The sequence below is a fragment of the Bradyrhizobium symbiodeficiens genome, assembly GCF_002266465.3.
In the GTDB taxonomy this organism is placed as follows: Bacteria; Pseudomonadota; Alphaproteobacteria; order Rhizobiales; family Xanthobacteraceae; genus Bradyrhizobium; species Bradyrhizobium symbiodeficiens.
Genome location: NZ_CP029427.2, coordinates 809,190 through 824,698 on the forward strand (window position 1 = coordinate 809,190; position 15,509 = coordinate 824,698).

A 15,509-nucleotide genomic window follows, 5' to 3' on the forward strand; every position below is an offset into this window, starting at 1 on the left:
TCGGCGAAAACTATGATAGAGTCTGGCATCATGAACGACACCGCCGCCAAGCCCGAGCCTGAAACCACCGTCCTGCAAAGCGCGCTGCGCGGGCTTGCCTGCAGATGCCCGCGCTGCGGCCAAGGCAAGCTTTATGCAGGCTTCCTGACGCTCGCGCCCGCCTGCGACCGCTGCGGTCTCGACTACGCCTTCATCGATACCGGCGATGGGCCGGCGATCTTCATCATCATGCTGGCCGGCGGGATCGTGGTGGCGGCCGCACTCATCGTCGAGGTCAAATACCAGCCGCCTTACTGGCTGCATGCGGCGCTGTGGTTGCCGCTGATCCTGGTCACCACGCTGTTGCCGCTGCGTGCGATGAAGTCGCTGCTGATCGCGCTGCAATTCCACCACAAGGCGGCGCCGGGCCGGTTGGTCGACCGCGCGAAATGAACTCGCCTGCGCGCAAGCCCCGCGTGGCCGGCTTCGCGCTGTTCACGCTGTCCCTCGCGGCCGTCTTCGTCGCGCTCGGCCTCTGGCAATTGCAGCGCCGGACCGCCAAGCACGCGCTGGTCGCAGCGCTCACCGAGCGCCTTGCAGAGGCGCCCATCGCGCTGCCGCCGCCTTCGCAATGGGCCGCACTCAATCCCGCGCGCGATGAATTCCGCCGCGTCAGCTTCACCGCGACCTACGCGGCCCTGCCGGATGCGATGGTCTATTCCTCGGGCTCCGCGGTGCGCAAGGACGCCTCCGGTCCCGGCACCTGGGCGTTCCTGCCGGCGCGGCTTCCCGGCGGCGAGACGGTCGTGATCGATGCGGGCTTCGTCGAGAACACGATGCAGGACCGCGCCGTCGAGGATCGCGCGGTGAAGAAGCTCGTCACTGGGCAGCCGGTCGCGCTCACCGGATATTTGCGCTTTCCCGAGCCGCCCGGCTGGCTGACGCCGGCGGAGAACCGCGACAAGCGGCTCTGGTTCGTGCGCGATCATCCGGCGATCGCAAGCGCGCTCGGCTGGGGCACGGTCGCACCGTTCTACGTCGATCTCGAGCAGCCCGCGCCCGAGAACGGCATTCCGCGTCCGGGGCCGCTCGACGTGCATCTGAAGGACGATCACCTGCAATACGCCGTCACCTGGTTCATGCTCGCAGGCGCCGTGCTGATCGCCTTCGCGGTGTGGGCAAAAGGCCGGCGGCAGAGCTGAGCTCGTCCGTAGTTCCCCGAGGGAACCCGGGATCGCCCGGGGTTTACCATTCAGCACACATTCACGAATGTGGTCCTAAGCCGCGATCGATTTTTCCGCGGCAGACAGGATTGCGGCGTGAGCGATTTCGACCAGATGGGAATTGTCGTCGATTGGGTGGACGCCTGCCGGAAAGGCGACCTCACGACATTGCTCGACCTCTATGCGAACGACGCCGAGCTTGAATGCATCTGCAGCGGATCGCGGCGCCACCGCGGCAGGAGCCAGATCGAAGGCTATTGGAGCCCGCGAATTAGCGCTTTCTCGTCGGCGGGCTTCAGGCTCGAGGAGATTCATCCCGCCTCGGACGGGGTTGATCTCGAATATTCGGTTGCCGGCGCGCTTCGTATTCGCGCCTCGTTTCGATTTTGCCCGGAAGGCAAGATCCGAAGCATGCTGTGCGAGCCGGCGCGACAGACTGCGCAAATTGGCCGCGCTTGCTAGCGCTCGATTTGCGCGGGGCGGTTCTCCGACAAGATCACGCTCGGCGAGACCCGCGCCTCGCGTGCCGGCTGGACCGGCAGCCTGCAGCGCACATAGGTTCGCCCGTCCACGCGCAGCAGTGACAGCGATCCGCTGAGCGCGCGCACGCGCTCATGCATGCCGGTTAGGCCGCGGCCGAAAACGTTGCCTTCGGGGAAGCCGCCGCCGTCGTCGGAGATATCGACGACGAGCGCTTCACCGGTGATGGTCGCCTGGACGTCGGCGCTGCCGGCCTTGGCATGACGCAGCACGTTGGTCAGCGCCTCCTGGATCACGCGATAGACGGTCTGCGCGAGCGGCCCGTCGACCCCATTGAGGTCGGAACCGATCGTGTCCGTCAGGACGATATGCGGTGCCTGCTTGCGAAAGTTCTGGAGCAGCGTTTGCACGCTGGTCGAAAGGCCGAGTTCCTCGATGTAGAGCGGCCGCAGCCGGTCGAGGATCCGGCGGTTGGTCTGCTGGAGCGCCTCGACCGATTGCAGCACCTCCTCGGCCGAATTGCCGAGATTTCCCGCCTGCGGTGCGGCGTCGATCAGCGCAATCGCGCCGGCGCGGATGCTGAACAGCAGCGGTCCGAGTTCGTCGTGCAATTCGCGGGCGAGATCGCGCCGCTCGTCGTCCTGGAGCGACACCAGGCGGTGCATCAGATCGCGATTGTCCTCGCTCAATTGCGCAAGCGTTGCAGCCAGCGCATTTGCTTCCTCGCAACTCTGCCGAATCTCCGGCGGCCCTCCGACCGGGATCGGCTTTGCGTAGTCGCCGCGCCGCATCCGCGTGAGGCCTTCGCCGAGATGCTGCAGGGGACGCAGTGCCGATCCCGCGAAGACGTAGGCGATGATCGCGGTGAGCACTGTCAGCACGGCAACGAGGCTGGTGAGCGCGAGGAAGCCGATCCACTTCTCGAACAGGTCGGCTGACAGGTCCGGCAGGAACGTGATGTCGCCGACGTGCTTGCCATCAATGACCACGGGCGAGGCGGCATTCATGTCCGGCATGGCTATCAGGTTGATGAACCATTGCGGAGCTACCTTAAGGTTGCGTTGATCATCCTTTGGGAGAGGCGAAGGACCTTCTTCGACACGACGGAATTGGATGTCAGAGGAGGTGTCCAGCATTTGGACAAAAGCATCCAGCGTCTTCTGCGGATTGTCCGAGTTGCGCAGCGTGTTGTTGAGCGCGGTGGCGATCGTTCGGGTCGAACGCCGCGCCGGCTCGTTTTCCTCGGACAGCTGACCGGCTGCAAATATTTGCAGCAATATGCCGCCCAGAACCAGCGCCGCCAGAAAGCTCAGGCCGAGCGGAAGAAACAGTTGCGTCCTGAACGAGAGTCGTTGCCACATTAGGTCAATTCTAACGCGCATCGGCCGGATTTGCTCTTTCCATTTGTTCCCGTCGGTCTATGAGTCGAAGGACAAGAGAGTGCGCGATGCAAGATACTGCCAAACCGGGGACCCGGGTCCTGATTGTCGACGACCATCCCGTGGTGCTGTCCGGTTGCCGCACCCTGTTCGCTTCGGACCATTCGATCCGCATCGATGAGGCGACCGACGCCAAATCCGGCCATCGCGCCTATGTCAGCAAGCGGCCCGACGTCACCGTGATCGACATCAGCCTGCCCGACGTCTCCGGCTTCGAGCTGATGCGACGCATCCGCAAGGACGATCCCGACGCCAAGATCATCATGTTCAGCATGAACGACGATCCGGCCTTCGTGGTGCGGGCGGTCGAGCTCGGGGCGCAGGGCTACGTCTCCAAGGGCGACGATCCCCGGATCCTGCTGAAAGCGGTGCGCAAGGTGGTGGCGGGCGACAATTTCATCTCCCCTCAGCTCGCGGAAGCCGTGACGTTCTCCGGTGCGGCCATCAAGGCCAACCCGGCCTCGCAAATGACGCCGCGGGAGCTCGAAATTCTCCGTCTGCTCGGACGCGGCGACAAGATCGTCGAAGTCGCCGAGGCACTCGGCATCTCCTACAAGACCGTCGCCAACACCACGTCCCTGCTCAAGCAGAAGCTGGGGGCGAAGAACCATTCCGACCTGATCAGGATCGCGGTCGAAATCGGGATGAACTGAAGCTGCATTTGCTCGCCTGCGCGTGCCCCGAGGCTGGGGCCCGCGCACCGAACCGGCTGCTCCAGGATGCAGCCGGTTCGGCGCGGATTGATGTCGGCTCACAGCCGGGCAATGCATGGACATAGCCGACACCCGTCCGCCGGCCCAACGGGGAGCGCCGAGATGCGTTCCGCGGCATGTCGAGGATTCGGGAAATCGCGGCAAAGTTTTCACGTTTTCCTCTTCTCTCTACGCTTGTTCTAACCCGATCTGATCGGGAAAACCTGGAACATTCTCGCCCGCTCGTGGTTTTCGCCCTTGACGGTTCCGTGACGGGCGACGCAAGATTGCGGGAGCAGTTTTTGACGGGGCGGCGACCCGGACGAGGCAAACCGGTCTGCACACATCAACGACAGACCTTCCAAGAGGAGGGCTGCGGCATCGCCGCAGCCCTTTTTCGTGTGTGCCGGGTCGACGCGGGAAGCGGTTTCCTGATGCCGCAAAACACTTTATGGTGGCCCAAAGCCTCTGGCTGTTGACAAGTAATTTCGTAAAATCAAAGGCTTAACGAGTGGGCTCAGGCCCGGTCGGCCTTTGGAGGGCAGTTTGACTCGTTATATCTCGACCCGGGGCGAGGCCCCCGAACTCGGCTTCTGCGACGTGATGCTGACAGGGCTTGCCCGCGACGGCGGCCTGTACGTGCCGACCATCTGGCCGCAACTCTCCACCGAAGCCATCGCCGGCTTCTTCGGCCGCCCCTATTGGGAGGTCGCGGTCGAGGTGATCCGTCCCTTCGTCGGCGGCGAGATTTCGGATGCCGAACTCGGCCGCATGGCGAACGAGGCCTATGCAACCTTTCGCCATCCGGCGGTGGTGCCGCTGCGCCAGATGTCGCCGCACCAGTTCGTGCTGGAGCTGTTCCACGGTCCGACGCTCGCCTTCAAGGACGTGGCGATGCAGCTGATCTCGCGGCTGATGGACCATGTGCTTGCCAAGCGTGGCCAACGTACCACCATCGTGGTCGCGACCTCAGGCGACACCGGCGGTGCCGCGGTCGATGCGTTTGCGGGACTGGAGAATGTCGACCTCATCGTGCTGTTTCCGCACGGCCGTATCTCCCAGGTGCAGCAGCGGATGATGACGACGACGGGCGCGGCCAATGTCCACGCACTCGCCATCGAAGGCAATTTCGACGACTGCCAGGCCCTCGTGAAGGGGATGTTCAACAACCATCGCTTCCGCGATGCGACCTCGCTCTCCGGCGTCAATTCCATCAACTGGGCGCGCATCGTCGCCCAAGTGGTCTATTATTTCACCGCTGCCGTCGCCGTCGGTGCGCCGGCGCGCGCGGTGGATTTCGTCGTGCCGACCGGCAATTTCGGTGACATCTTCGCCGGCTACGTCGCCAAGCGGATGGGGTTGCCGGTGCGGACCTTGCGCATCGCCGCCAATTTCAACGACATCCTGGCGCGCACGCTGAAGACGGGGATCTATGAGGTGCGCGAGGTGCACGCGACGGCATCGCCCTCGATGGACATCCAGATCTCGTCGAATTTCGAGCGGCTGCTGTTCGAAGCCGGCAAACGCGATGCTGCGGGTGTGCGCCGCCTGATGGAGCAGCTGAAGCAGTCCGGACGTTTCGTGCTGCCCGATGCGACGCTGGCCGCGATCCGCGAGGAGTTCGACGCAGGTCGCGCCGACGAGACCGAGACCGCGGCTGCGATCCGCGCCGCCTGGCGCGAGGCGGGCGAGCTGGTCGATCCCCATACGGCGGTGGCGCTCGCCGTGGCCGACCGCGACACCACCGATACGCGGGTGCCGAGCATCGTGCTCTCCACCGCCCATCCGGCCAAATTCCCCGATGCCGTCGAAGCGGCCTGCGGCCAGCGGCCGCAACTGCCGGCCTGGCTCGACGGATTGATGACCAAATCCGAACACATGAAGGTGATGAAGAACGATCAGGCCGAGGTCGAGCGGTTCGTGCTGTCGGTCAGCCGCGCCGCAAAGCAAGGAGTTGCCGGATGAGCGTCGAGATTTCCAAGCTTGCGTCCGGCCTGACCGTCGTCACCGACAAGATGCCCCATCTCGAGACCGCGGCGCTCGGCGTCTGGGCCGGCGTCGGCGGACGCGACGAAAAACCCAACGAGCACGGCATCTCGCATCTGCTCGAGCACATGGCGTTCAAGGGCACGACCAAGCGCTCCTCGCGCGAGATCGTCGAGGAGATCGAGGCGGTCGGCGGCGACCTCAATGCCGGCACCTCGACCGAGACAACGTCCTATTACGCACGGGTGCTGAGGGCCGACGTGCCGCTGGCCCTCGACGTGCTCGCCGACATCCTCGCCAATCCCGCCTTCGAGCCCGATGAGCTCGAACGCGAGAAGAACGTCATCGTGCAGGAGATCGGTGCTGCGCAGGACACGCCCGACGACGTCGTGTTCGAGCATCTCAACGAGCTCTGCTATCCCGACCAGCCGATGGGCCGCTCGCTGCTCGGCACCGCCAAGACGCTGCGCGCCTTCAATCGCGATTCGCTGCGCGACTACCTCTCGACGCATTATCGCGGGCCCGACATGGTGGTGGCCGCGGCCGGCGCGGTCGATCACAAGCAGGTGGTCGCCGAGGTCGAGAAGCGCTTTGCAGGTTTTGAGGGGACGCCGGGTCCCAAGCCGCAGGCGGCCATGTTCGGCAAGGGCGGTACCAAGGTGGTGCATCGCGAGCTGGAGCAGGCGCATCTGACGCTGGCGCTGGAAGGCGTGCCGCAGAGCGATCTGTCGCTGTTCTCGCTCCAGGTCTTCACCAACATCCTCGGCGGCGGAATGTCGTCGCGCCTGTTCCAGGAGGTCCGCGAGAAGCGCGGCCTCTGCTACTCCATCTATTCGTTCCACGCGCCCTATACCGACACCGGCTTCTTCGGCCTCTACACCGGCACCGACCCGGCCGATGCGCCGGAGATGATGGAGGTGGTGGTCGACATCATGAATGATTCGGTGGAGACGCTGACCGAGGCCGAGATCGCACGGGCCAAGGCGCAGATGAAGGCCGGCCTCTTGATGGCGCTGGAGAGCTGCTCGTCCCGCGCCGAGCAGCTGGCGCGCCACGTCCTGGCCTATGGCCGGCCGCAGACGGTCGAGGAGCTGGTGGGCCGGATCGATGCCGTCAGCGTCGAATCGACCCGGGATGCCGCGCGTGCGCTGCTGTCGCGGAGCCGGCCTGCGGTTGTCGCATTAGGCAGTGGCAGGGGTCTGGACACGGCGGTGTCTTTTGCGGAAGGATTGACGCGGGCACGTGCCAAGGCGCGTCTGCATTAGGAGCCGCGCGCGGGCCGAGCTGCCCCGGGAAGCATCACCATGGCCCTCTTTCGCCTGCCGTCCAGTGGACCCGCCGCCCTCGCGCCGCGCGGCAACGGGCTGTTGCTGCGCGCGCCGCAGATGTCGGACTTCCTGCAATGGGCGCATTTGCGCGAAACCAGCCGCGATTACCTGACGCCCTGGGAGCCGATCTGGCCCTCGGACGACCTGACCCGCTCCGGCTTTCGCCGCCGCCTGCGCCGCTATTCCGAGGACATCGCCGCGGACCGTTCCTATCCGTTCCTGGTCTTCCGAGAGCTCGATGGCGCCATGGTCGGCGGCATCACGCTGGCCAATGTCCGGCGCGGCATCGTGCAGGCCGGCACCATCGGCTATTGGGTTGGGCAACCCCATGCCCATCGCGGCTACATGACGGCTGCGCTGCGGGTGCTGCTGCCGACGCTGTTCGGCGAGCTCAATCTGCACCGGGTGGAGGCCGCCTGCATCCCGACCAATGCGCCGTCGATCCGGGTGCTGGAGAAGTGCGGCTTCTCCCGCGAGGGCCTGGCGCGCCGCTATCTCTGTATCAACGGGGTCTGGCAGGACCATTTGTTGTTCGGCCTGCTGCATGAGGACTTCCGCGGCTGAGCCGCTCGATTCATGTGGCCAAATCCCCCTTTTTGCTGCCTTGGGTTCGCCGATTTTGGCGATATAACCCGCATGTCCCGGCCGGTGATCGGCCGGGATTTTGTCATGGAGTACGGGCTTTGATGGTGAAGCAGCTTCGGTCATCGGAGAATGTGCTGCGGCGGATGCCGGCGATCGTGCTTGTCTTGGCGATGTCGTTCGCGGCGGCGTCGCCGGTGGCCGCCCAGTCCTTGACCGACCGCTTCAAGAACCTGTTCGGCGGCAAGTCGGACGAGCCGGCCCCGCCCAAGCCCGCCCCCGCGCCGGGTCAGCCGGCGGACGACGACGTCGACTGCCCGCAGGTGACGGTGCGCGCTGGCGCATCGACCTACGCGGTTGGGGTTACCGGCAAGCCGGCCGTCGGCAACGAGATCCGCTTCCAGGCCTCGATCACCAAGATGGCGCGCGAATGTGCCCGCAGCAGCGCCGGTATCACGGCCCGGATCGGAATCCAGGGCCGCGTGATCGCAGGCCCCGCCGGTGCACCCGCCACCGTCGAGGTCCCCTTGCGTGTCGCGGTGGTGCAGGGCGGTGTCGGCGAGAAAGTGATCGCCTCCAAGGCTTACCGGACCACGGTCGAGATGACGGATGGCGGCAGCGTGCCCTTCTCCTTCATCGTCGAGGATGTGAGCTATCCGGTGCCGTCGGCCGCGGTCGCCGATTCTTATGTCTTCTACGTTGGCTTCGACCCGCAGGCACTCTCGCCCGAACCGAAGGGACGGAAGAAGAAGTAGGGAAGAAGTCTTGCAGCAATCTCGGCTGTCATTGCCCGCGAAGGCGGGCAATCCAGTATTCCAGAGGCCTCAGCGCTTGAACCGAGAAGCCTCGGCGTACTGGATCACCCGCCTCCGCGGGTGATGACACCGCGATTGTGGATACTGTTACCTGACTAACAAAAAAGCCGGCGCTCATCGCGCCGGCTTTTTGATTGGTGAAGGCCAAACCCTCAGTTCAGCTTTTGCCGGACCTCGGTGATGCCCTTGGCGAGCAGATCGTCGGCGACCGAACCCTTGACCGACTGCGACAGGATCGTGGAGGCGGCCTGGACGGCGGCTTCCGCGGCTGCGGCGCGGACGTCGGCGACCGCCTGGGCCTCGGCGAGCGCGATCTTGCTCTCCGCGGTCTTGGTGCGGCGGACGACGAAGTCTTCCATCTTCGCCTTGGCCTCAGTCGCGATGCGCTCGGCTTCGCCTCTGGCGTTCGCGATGATCTCGGCGGCCTCGCGTTCGGCCGAAGCGGTGCGGGCCTTGTAGTCGGCGAGCACCTTGGCCGCTTCCTGCTTGAGGCGCGTCGCGTCGTCGAGCTCGGCCTTGATGCGCTCGGCGCGATGGTCGAGCGCAGTCATCGCTTTCTTGAAGACCCCGAGATAGCCGAACAGGACCATCAGGATCACGAAGGCAATGGCGACCCAGGTTTCAGGATCGAAGAACATCTCGACTAACCTTTCAGGGACGCATCGACCGCGGCATTGACCGACGCAGCGTCGGGAACGACGCCAGTAAGTTGCTGCACGATCTGACCTGCCGCATCGGCCGCGATGCCGCGGACATTGCTCATGGCGGTGGCGCGGGTCGAGGCAATGGTCTTCTCCGCCCCGGCGAGCTTGGCCGCCAATTGTTCTTCCAGCGTCTTGCGCTCGGCTTCCGCCTGCGCATTCGCCTTGTCGCGGGATTCGTTGCCGATCGCCTGTGCCCGTGTGCGCGCCGAAGCGAGCTCGGTTTCATAGGCCTTCAGCGCCGCGTCGGACTGGTCCTTCAGCTTCTGCGCTTCGGCGAGGTCACCCTCGATCTTGTTCTGGCGCGCCTCGATCGCACCGCCGACCTTCGGCAGAGCAAGCTTGGACACGATCACATAAAGCGCGACGAAGAAGATCGCGAGCCACACCAGCTGTGAAGCGTAGGTGCTGCTCTCGAACGGCGGAAAACCACCACCGTGACCGCCTTCGGCCCCGGTGTGGGCGCCCGCCGCCGGACTTTTCGCCCCGCCATGACTTTCAGCCATGGATTACTCCTGTTGCCGTCATGCGCGCCGCTTCGGTTGAAGCGGCGCGAAACTTCGTCCTCAGAGCGGAACGAACAGCAGCAGCAGCGCGATCAGCAGCGAGAAAATGCCGAGCGCTTCGGTCACGGCGAAGCCGAAGATCAGATTGCCGAACTGGCCCTGAGCGGCCGAGGGGTTGCGAACGGCCGCGGCGAGGTAGTTGCCGAAGATCACGCCGACGCCGACGCCCGCGCCGCCCATGCCGATGCATGCGATGCCCGCGCCGATAAGTTTTGCTGCTGCCGGATCCATTTTAGACTCCTTGGAAGAAAGATTGGGTTGTGGGTGGAAATTCCCCGGACCGCTCAGTGTCCCGGATGAATGGCGTCGTTGAGGTAGATGCAGGTCAGGATCGCAAACACATAGGCTTGCAGGAACGCGACCAGGATCTCGAGCGCGTACAGCGCGACCGTGAGAGCCAGCGGCAGCACGCCGCCGACCCAGCCCAGCGCCCCGAGCGAGAAGCCGAGCATGGCGACGAAGCCCGCGAACACCTTCAGCGCGATGTGGCCGGCCAGCATGTTGGCGAACAGACGGACGCTGTGGGAGACCGGCCGCAGGAAGAACGACAGGACCTCGATGAACATCACCAGCGGCAGGATGTAGCCGGGGACACCGTGGGGCACGAAGATCGAGAAGAATTTCAGGCCGTTCTTGGCGACGCCGTAGATCAAGACCGTGAAGAAGACCAGAAGCGCGAGCGCTGCCGTCACGATCAGATGGCTCGACACCGTAAAGGTGTAGGGGATGATGCCGACCAGGTTCGAAACGCAGATGAACATGAACAGCGAGAAGATCAGCGGGAAGAACTTCATGCCTTCCGCGCCGGCGGTCGAGCGGATGGTCGAAGCCACGAACTCGTAGGAGATCTCGGCGACCGACTGAAGGCGCCCCGGAACCAGCTGCGTTCCGCTGGCGAGCATCAAGAGCGAGATGATCGCGATCGTCACCAGCATGTAGAGCGACGAATTCGTGAAGGCGATCGTGTGATTGCCGATATGGCCCAGGGTGAAGAGAGGCTCGATGTTGAACTGGTGGATCGGATCGATTTTCATCAGCGCGGCATCTCTTGGTCTGCCGGGCAATGCCGGCGGGTCTCGGTCTGCCGGCCGGGCCGGCCCGTACCGGCGATGCCGGTACGATCATTCCTCTCCTGGCGGATCGCTTTAGGAATCACCGCGCCTGTTCTGACCCGCGCCCGCCGTTCTCACCACATTCACCACGCCGGCGACGAAGCCCAGCAACAGGAACACGATAAACCCGAAAGGCGACGTCGACAGCAAGCGGTCGAACCCCCAGCCAATCCCCGCTCCGACGACGACCCCGGCGACCAACTCGGAGGATAACCGGAAGCCAAGCGCCATCGCCGAAGCTCTGGCCGCCCTGTCTTCACCGTCACCTGCGGGTTGCTCGGTCTTGATCCGGCGGTCCCGAAGTTCGGACAACCGCTGATCAAGATTTCCGAGCCGTTCGGAAAGCGCAGCTTCCTCGGACGATCTATCGCGATCTCCATTCCCGCCGTGTCCCGTGCCCTGTGTCATGCAACGAAGACCCGAAACGCCGCGGCTGAATGGAAATTGCGCCCGTCACCCTCAAAAGCCGCGCGGACCATACTGATGGCCCATAATCAAGTCAAGCCGAGTCACGATTGCGTCGCTTTCGGTTATGTAGCTGATTTAATTGACGATATTGGCGTGCGCGGCAGCGCTGCACACGGCGTGACGCCGCACCGCAGCAGCTCGCCTCAGGATCGGCGAATGGTGCCGCCCTTTCGCCACGCTGCCGGGATCGAAGATGCCGCCGCGATCGTTGATACGGTTGCGTGTTTTGGGCGGCGGATCGCCTCACCGGGGTGTAGAATTTTGTCAGAGTGCCACATTCACGTCGTGGCGGAGGGTGCGATGAGACCAGTGAATTCATCCACAACATCATGGCTTGCGGTGGCGGCGCTCGCCGCTGCGATGGCGATCGGCGGCGACCTCGATGCCGCCCAGTCCGCTCCCGACAGCGAGAACGGCCGCTACAGCATGACGCCCATCCCCGAGGGCGTGCTGCGGCTCGACACGCGCACGGGCACGGTATCGACCTGCACCAGGAACGGCGCCGGCTGGGCCTGCTACGCGGTCCCCGACGAGCGGACCGCGCTCGACGCCGAGATCGGCAGGCTCCAGGCCGAGGTCGAGCGGCTGAAGGGACAGCTCGCAGCCGGGCCGACGGTGTCGGGCAAGATCGACGACGCGCTGCCGAAATCCGACTCGCTGAAGAGGGCGGAGCCCAGGGGCGCCGAGGGCGAGCGCAAGATCGAGATCCCGCTGCCGAGCGACCAGGACGTCGACCGCGTGATGTCATTTCTGGAAAAGGCCTGGCGGCGGCTGATCGACATGGCCAACCGGGTGCAGAAGGACGTGTCGGGGAGGATTTGAGAGTTTGAATGACAACTGAGAAACGCCTGGCACGTTCGGCGCCATCGTCAGTGCAGGCCACCACCATTGCATCGTCGCTGCTGACCGTGCAGACGCCGGGCCGCGGCTTCACCGATCTCACCAGCGAAGCTGCGAAGTTCATCGCCGACGTCCTCGCGCGTGACGGCGCGCTGACGCTGTTCATCCGCCATACCTCGGCGTCGCTGACGATCCAGGAGAACGCCGATCCATCCGTGCTCGTCGACCTCGCCACGGCGCTGTCCCGCCTCGCGCCGGAGAATGCCGGGTGGACCCACGACACCGAAGGACCGGACGATATGCCCGCGCACGTCAAGACGATGCTGACCGGAACTTCGCTTCATGTCCCGGTCCTGAACGGCAGGCTTGCGCTCGGCACCTGGCAGGCGATCTATCTGATCGAGCATCGCAGACGCCCGCACCGGCGCGAGGTGGTGCTGCAATTCGTCGGCGGCAATCAGTAGGGCGTTTTCGAGCGAAGTGGGCGCCGGTCCGCAGCAAAAAACGCGTCAAACCAGGAAGCCCATGAAAAAACCGGCCGCGGAGACCGCGGCCGGTTCGTATTGGTTGCGATCGGTGCTTCCGATCAGTTGGACTTGATGTCGACGTCCTTGGTCTCGGGCAGGAAGAACAAGCCGATCACGACCGTGATGGATGCGAAGATGACCGGATACCAGAGACCGGCATAGATATCGCCGGTCGAGGCCACGATGGCGAAGGCGGTCGCCGGCAGCAGGCCGCCGAACCAGCCGTTGCCGATGTGGTAGGGCAGCGACATCGAGGTGTAGCGGATGCGGGTCGGGAACAGTTCGACCAGCATCGCGGCGATCGGGCCGTACACCATGGTGACGAACAGCACCAGGACGAACAGCAGCCCGATAACCGCAGCCACCTGCGGGCGGAAGATGTCGAACGGATGCGACATCTTCACGATGCCCGCGTCGCCCGGCTTCGGATAGCCGGCCGCCTGCACGGCGGCGAGGACCGCCGGGTTGCCGTCCTTGGCGTTGGCGTAGGCAACGTCCTTGCCGTTGACCATCACCTTCACGCCCGAGCCAGCCGCGCCGGGAGAGGTCGAGTACTTGACCGAAGACTGGGCGAGGTAGGCACGTGCGGTGTCGCAAGGCGCGGTGAAGACGCGGGTGCCGACCGGGTTGAACAGGTCGCCGCAACCTGCGGGATCCGCCACCACGTCGACCTTGACCGATTCGATCGCCTTTTCCAGCGCCGGGTTGGCATTGGTGGTGATCATCTTGAAGATCGGGAAGAAGGTCAGCGCCGCGATCAGGCAGCCACCGAGGATGATCGGCTTGCGGCCGATCTTGTCGGACAGCATGCCGAACACGATGAAGAAGCCGGTGCCGAGCAGCAGCGACCAGGCGATCAAGAGGTTGGCGGTGTAGCCGTCCACCTTCAGGATCGATTGCAGGAAGAACAGCGCGTAGAACTGGCCCGTGTACCAGACCACGCCCTGGCCCATCACGCCGCCGAGCAACGCGAGCAGCACGAGCTTGCCGTTCTGCCAGTTGCCGAAGGCTTCCGTCAGCGGGGCCTTCGAGCTCTTGCCCTCATCCTTCATCTTCTGGAAGATCGGCGATTCATTCAGTCGCAGCCGGATCCAGACCGAGACGCCGAGCAGCAGCACCGAGACCAGGAACGGAATGCGCCAGCCCCAGGCGGCGAATTCCGGCTCGCCGAGCGCGGAACGGGTGAACAGGATCACCAGCAGCGACAGGAACAGGCCCAACGTTGCCGTGGTCTGGATGAAGGAGGTGTAGTAGCCGCGCTTGCCGTTCGGAGCATGCTCCGCGACATAGGTCGCAGCACCGCCATACTCACCGCCAAGCGCCAGGCCCTGGGCGAGACGCAGCGCGATCAGGATGATCGGGGCCGCGATGCCGATGGTCGCCGCGTTGGGCAGCAGGCCGACGATGAAGGTCGACAGACCCATGATCAGGATTGTGACGAGGAATGTGTATTTGCGGCCGACGATGTCGCCGACACGGCCGAACACGATGGCGCCGAACGGACGGACCAGGAAGCCCGCGGCGAATGCCAGCAGCGCGAAGATGTCGCGGGTCGCCGGCGGGTAGGCCGAGAAGAACTGCGCGCCGATGATCCCGGCCAGCGAACCATAGAGATAGAAGTCGTACCACTCGAAGACGGTACCGAGCGAGGAGGCGAGAATGACGAACCGTTCGTCCTTCGTCATCCCTCCCGCGCGTGTTTCAGACACTGCAATTGTCGACATGTTTGAATCGCTCCCCGAAAGTCGTTTCCTCGCGTCCCAGGTGTCCGGGCATGCCGGATCAACCTGGGTCTTGATTGCAAAGTAACATCGGCGTGAAACCCGCCCCAATACGACTTTCGGCCTTGCGCACTGACGCGCAGCTGACGCGGCGGTATCGGGCGCTGGCGGGCAGCCGCGAGGCTTGCGGATTAACCCCTTTGCGGCAAAGGGATAATGTGCCCTTGCATGCCACGGCTGCTCGGGGAAGAATTGGCGGGCCGCGGCGTTGACTCGCCGCCCGGCGTGAACGACAGCAAGAGAACGATGAACGCTCCCTCGACCCATCTCGTCATCGCCGATGACCATCCGCTGTTCCGCGACGCACTGCGGCAGGCGGTGGCGGGCGTCCTGACCACGGCCAGGATCGACGAAGCCGGGTCGTTCGAGGATCTGACCAAGCTCCTGGAACAGACTTCGGATATCGACCTGATCCTGCTCGACCTCTCGATGCCCGGCATCTCGGGCTTTTCCGGCCTGATCTATCTGCGCGCGCAATATCCGGCGATTCCGGTGGTGATCGTCTCTGCCTCCGACGACGGCGCCACGATCCGCCGCTCGCTCGATTTCGGCGCCTCCGGCTTCATTCCCAAGCGTTTCGGCGTCGAGACCCTGCGCGATGCCATCCTCAAGGTGATGGAGGGCGATGTCTGGGTTCCAGCCGATACCGATCTGTCGGCTGCGGCCGATCCCGACATGACGCGCCTGCGCGACCGCCTGGTGACGCTGACGCCGCAGCAGGTCCGGGTGCTGATGATGCTGTCGGAAGGCCTCCTCAACAAGCAGATCGCCTATGAGCTCGGTGTCTCCGAGGCCACCATCAAGGCGCATGTCTCGGCGATCCTGCAAAAGCTCGGCGTCGAGAGCCGCACCCAGGCGGTGATCGCGGCGGCGAAGATCGCGGGCGGGCAGTGGAAGCAGGGCACGCCGACGGGGTGAGCGCTACTGCGCTATCAAATCCCTCTTCCTTCGAGGCTCCCATTGGACGCGTTGCGTCCCATGCCTTGTAGC

18 protein-coding genes are annotated in these 15,509 nt (G+C 64.5%); 11 read left to right on the plus strand and 7 right to left on the minus strand.

What is annotated here, in order from left to right; all coding sequences use genetic code 11:
• The first annotated feature begins 30 nt into the window (after positions 1-30).
• The 3 genes from CIT39_RS03720 (at position 31) to CIT39_RS03730 (ending at position 1,664) form a co-directional block, all read left to right on the plus strand.
• The gene (locus CIT39_RS03720) at positions 31-432 is read left to right on the plus strand and encodes a DUF983 domain-containing protein (protein WP_094890795.1); all 402 of its coding nucleotides are present in this window, start codon (positions 31-33) and stop codon (positions 430-432) included.
• Entirely contained in the window at positions 429-1,181 is a 753-nt protein-coding gene (locus CIT39_RS03725; RefSeq protein WP_094973339.1) for an SURF1 family protein, read from the plus strand. The genes CIT39_RS03720 and CIT39_RS03725 overlap by 4 nt, the downstream gene beginning before the upstream one ends.
• A gap of 117 nt (positions 1,182-1,298) precedes the next feature.
• The gene (locus CIT39_RS03730; protein ID WP_094973338.1) at positions 1,299-1,664 is read left to right on the plus strand and encodes a nuclear transport factor 2 family protein; all 366 of its coding nucleotides are present in this window, start codon (positions 1,299-1,301) and stop codon (positions 1,662-1,664) included.
• Here the strand turns inward: CIT39_RS03730 and CIT39_RS03735 are convergent.
• Entirely contained in the window at positions 1,661-3,043 is a 1,383-nt protein-coding gene (locus CIT39_RS03735) for a histidine kinase (RefSeq protein WP_094973337.1), read from the minus strand. The two genes, CIT39_RS03730 and CIT39_RS03735, sit on opposite strands and share 4 nt — an antisense overlap.
• Positions 3,044-3,129: 86 nt before the next feature.
• Between CIT39_RS03735 and CIT39_RS03740 the strand changes: the two genes are divergently transcribed.
• From CIT39_RS03740 to CIT39_RS03760, 5 genes are all read left to right on the plus strand, one after another.
• Positions 3,130-3,774 carry a response regulator transcription factor gene (locus CIT39_RS03740; protein ID WP_094890791.1) on the plus strand — a complete coding sequence of 215 codons (645 nt, stop codon included), beginning with the start codon at positions 3,130-3,132 and terminating at the stop codon, positions 3,772-3,774.
• 585 nt (positions 3,775-4,359) lie between these two features.
• Positions 4,360-5,778 carry a threonine synthase gene (gene thrC / locus CIT39_RS03745; RefSeq protein ID WP_162308332.1) on the plus strand — a complete coding sequence of 473 codons (1,419 nt, stop codon included), beginning with the start codon at positions 4,360-4,362 and terminating at the stop codon, positions 5,776-5,778.
• Positions 5,775-7,064, plus strand: a complete 1,290-nt coding sequence (locus CIT39_RS03750; protein WP_094973335.1) for a M16 family metallopeptidase — start codon at positions 5,775-5,777, stop codon at positions 7,062-7,064. Before thrC ends, CIT39_RS03750 begins: the two co-directional genes overlap by 4 nt.
• A gap of 39 nt (positions 7,065-7,103) precedes the next feature.
• Complete coding sequence (locus CIT39_RS03755; RefSeq protein WP_094973334.1) at positions 7,104-7,691, plus strand: GNAT family N-acetyltransferase; 588 nt, start codon at positions 7,104-7,106, stop codon at positions 7,689-7,691.
• Between the two features lie 122 nt (positions 7,692-7,813).
• Positions 7,814-8,464: a hypothetical protein gene (locus tag CIT39_RS03760; RefSeq protein WP_094973333.1), complete on the plus strand. Its 651-nt coding sequence runs from the start codon at positions 7,814-7,816 to the stop codon at positions 8,462-8,464.
• Between the two features lie 212 nt (positions 8,465-8,676).
• On the opposite strand, the gene CIT39_RS03765 is transcribed toward CIT39_RS03760, so the two are convergent.
• The 5 genes from CIT39_RS03765 to CIT39_RS03785 form a co-directional block, all read right to left on the minus strand.
• On the minus strand, positions 8,677-9,162 hold the full coding sequence (locus CIT39_RS03765) for a F0F1 ATP synthase subunit B family protein (RefSeq protein ID WP_094973332.1): 486 nt from the start codon (positions 9,160-9,162) through the stop codon (positions 8,677-8,679).
• A gap of 5 nt (positions 9,163-9,167) precedes the next feature.
• Positions 9,168-9,731: a F0F1 ATP synthase subunit B gene (locus CIT39_RS03770; protein ID WP_094973331.1), complete on the minus strand. Its 564-nt coding sequence runs from the start codon at positions 9,729-9,731 to the stop codon at positions 9,168-9,170.
• Positions 9,732-9,791: 60 nt separating this feature from the next.
• Positions 9,792-10,022, minus strand: a complete 231-nt coding sequence (locus CIT39_RS03775; RefSeq protein WP_007599451.1) for a F0F1 ATP synthase subunit C — start codon at positions 10,020-10,022, stop codon at positions 9,792-9,794.
• Between the two features lie 53 nt (positions 10,023-10,075).
• The gene (locus tag CIT39_RS03780; RefSeq protein ID WP_094973330.1) at positions 10,076-10,825 is read right to left on the minus strand and encodes a F0F1 ATP synthase subunit A; all 750 of its coding nucleotides are present in this window, start codon (positions 10,823-10,825) and stop codon (positions 10,076-10,078) included.
• A gap of 111 nt (positions 10,826-10,936) precedes the next feature.
• The gene (locus tag CIT39_RS03785; protein WP_094973329.1) at positions 10,937-11,311 is read right to left on the minus strand and encodes an AtpZ/AtpI family protein; all 375 of its coding nucleotides are present in this window, start codon (positions 11,309-11,311) and stop codon (positions 10,937-10,939) included.
• Positions 11,312-11,671: 360 nt separating this feature from the next.
• On the opposite strand from CIT39_RS03785, the gene CIT39_RS03790 reads away from it, so the two are divergent.
• A complete protein-coding gene (locus CIT39_RS03790) occupies positions 11,672-12,193 on the plus strand; it encodes a hypothetical protein (RefSeq protein ID WP_094973328.1) in 522 nt (173 codons plus the stop codon).
• Positions 12,194-12,201: 8 nt separating this feature from the next.
• Positions 12,202-12,675, plus strand: coding sequence for a secondary thiamine-phosphate synthase enzyme YjbQ (locus CIT39_RS03795; protein ID WP_094973327.1), 474 nt, complete (start codon positions 12,202-12,204; stop codon positions 12,673-12,675).
• A 122-nt stretch (positions 12,676-12,797) separates the two neighbouring features.
• On the opposite strand, the gene CIT39_RS03800 is transcribed toward CIT39_RS03795, so the two are convergent.
• On the minus strand, positions 12,798-14,423 hold the full coding sequence (locus tag CIT39_RS03800; protein ID WP_181955135.1) for an MFS transporter: 1,626 nt from the start codon (positions 14,421-14,423) through the stop codon (positions 12,798-12,800).
• A gap of 342 nt (positions 14,424-14,765) precedes the next feature.
• Here CIT39_RS03800 and CIT39_RS03805 point away from each other — a divergent pair, with 342 nt between their 5' ends.
• Entirely contained in the window at positions 14,766-15,437 is a 672-nt protein-coding gene (locus tag CIT39_RS03805) for a response regulator (RefSeq protein WP_094973521.1), read from the plus strand.
• Positions 15,438-15,509: the final 72 nt, after the last annotated feature.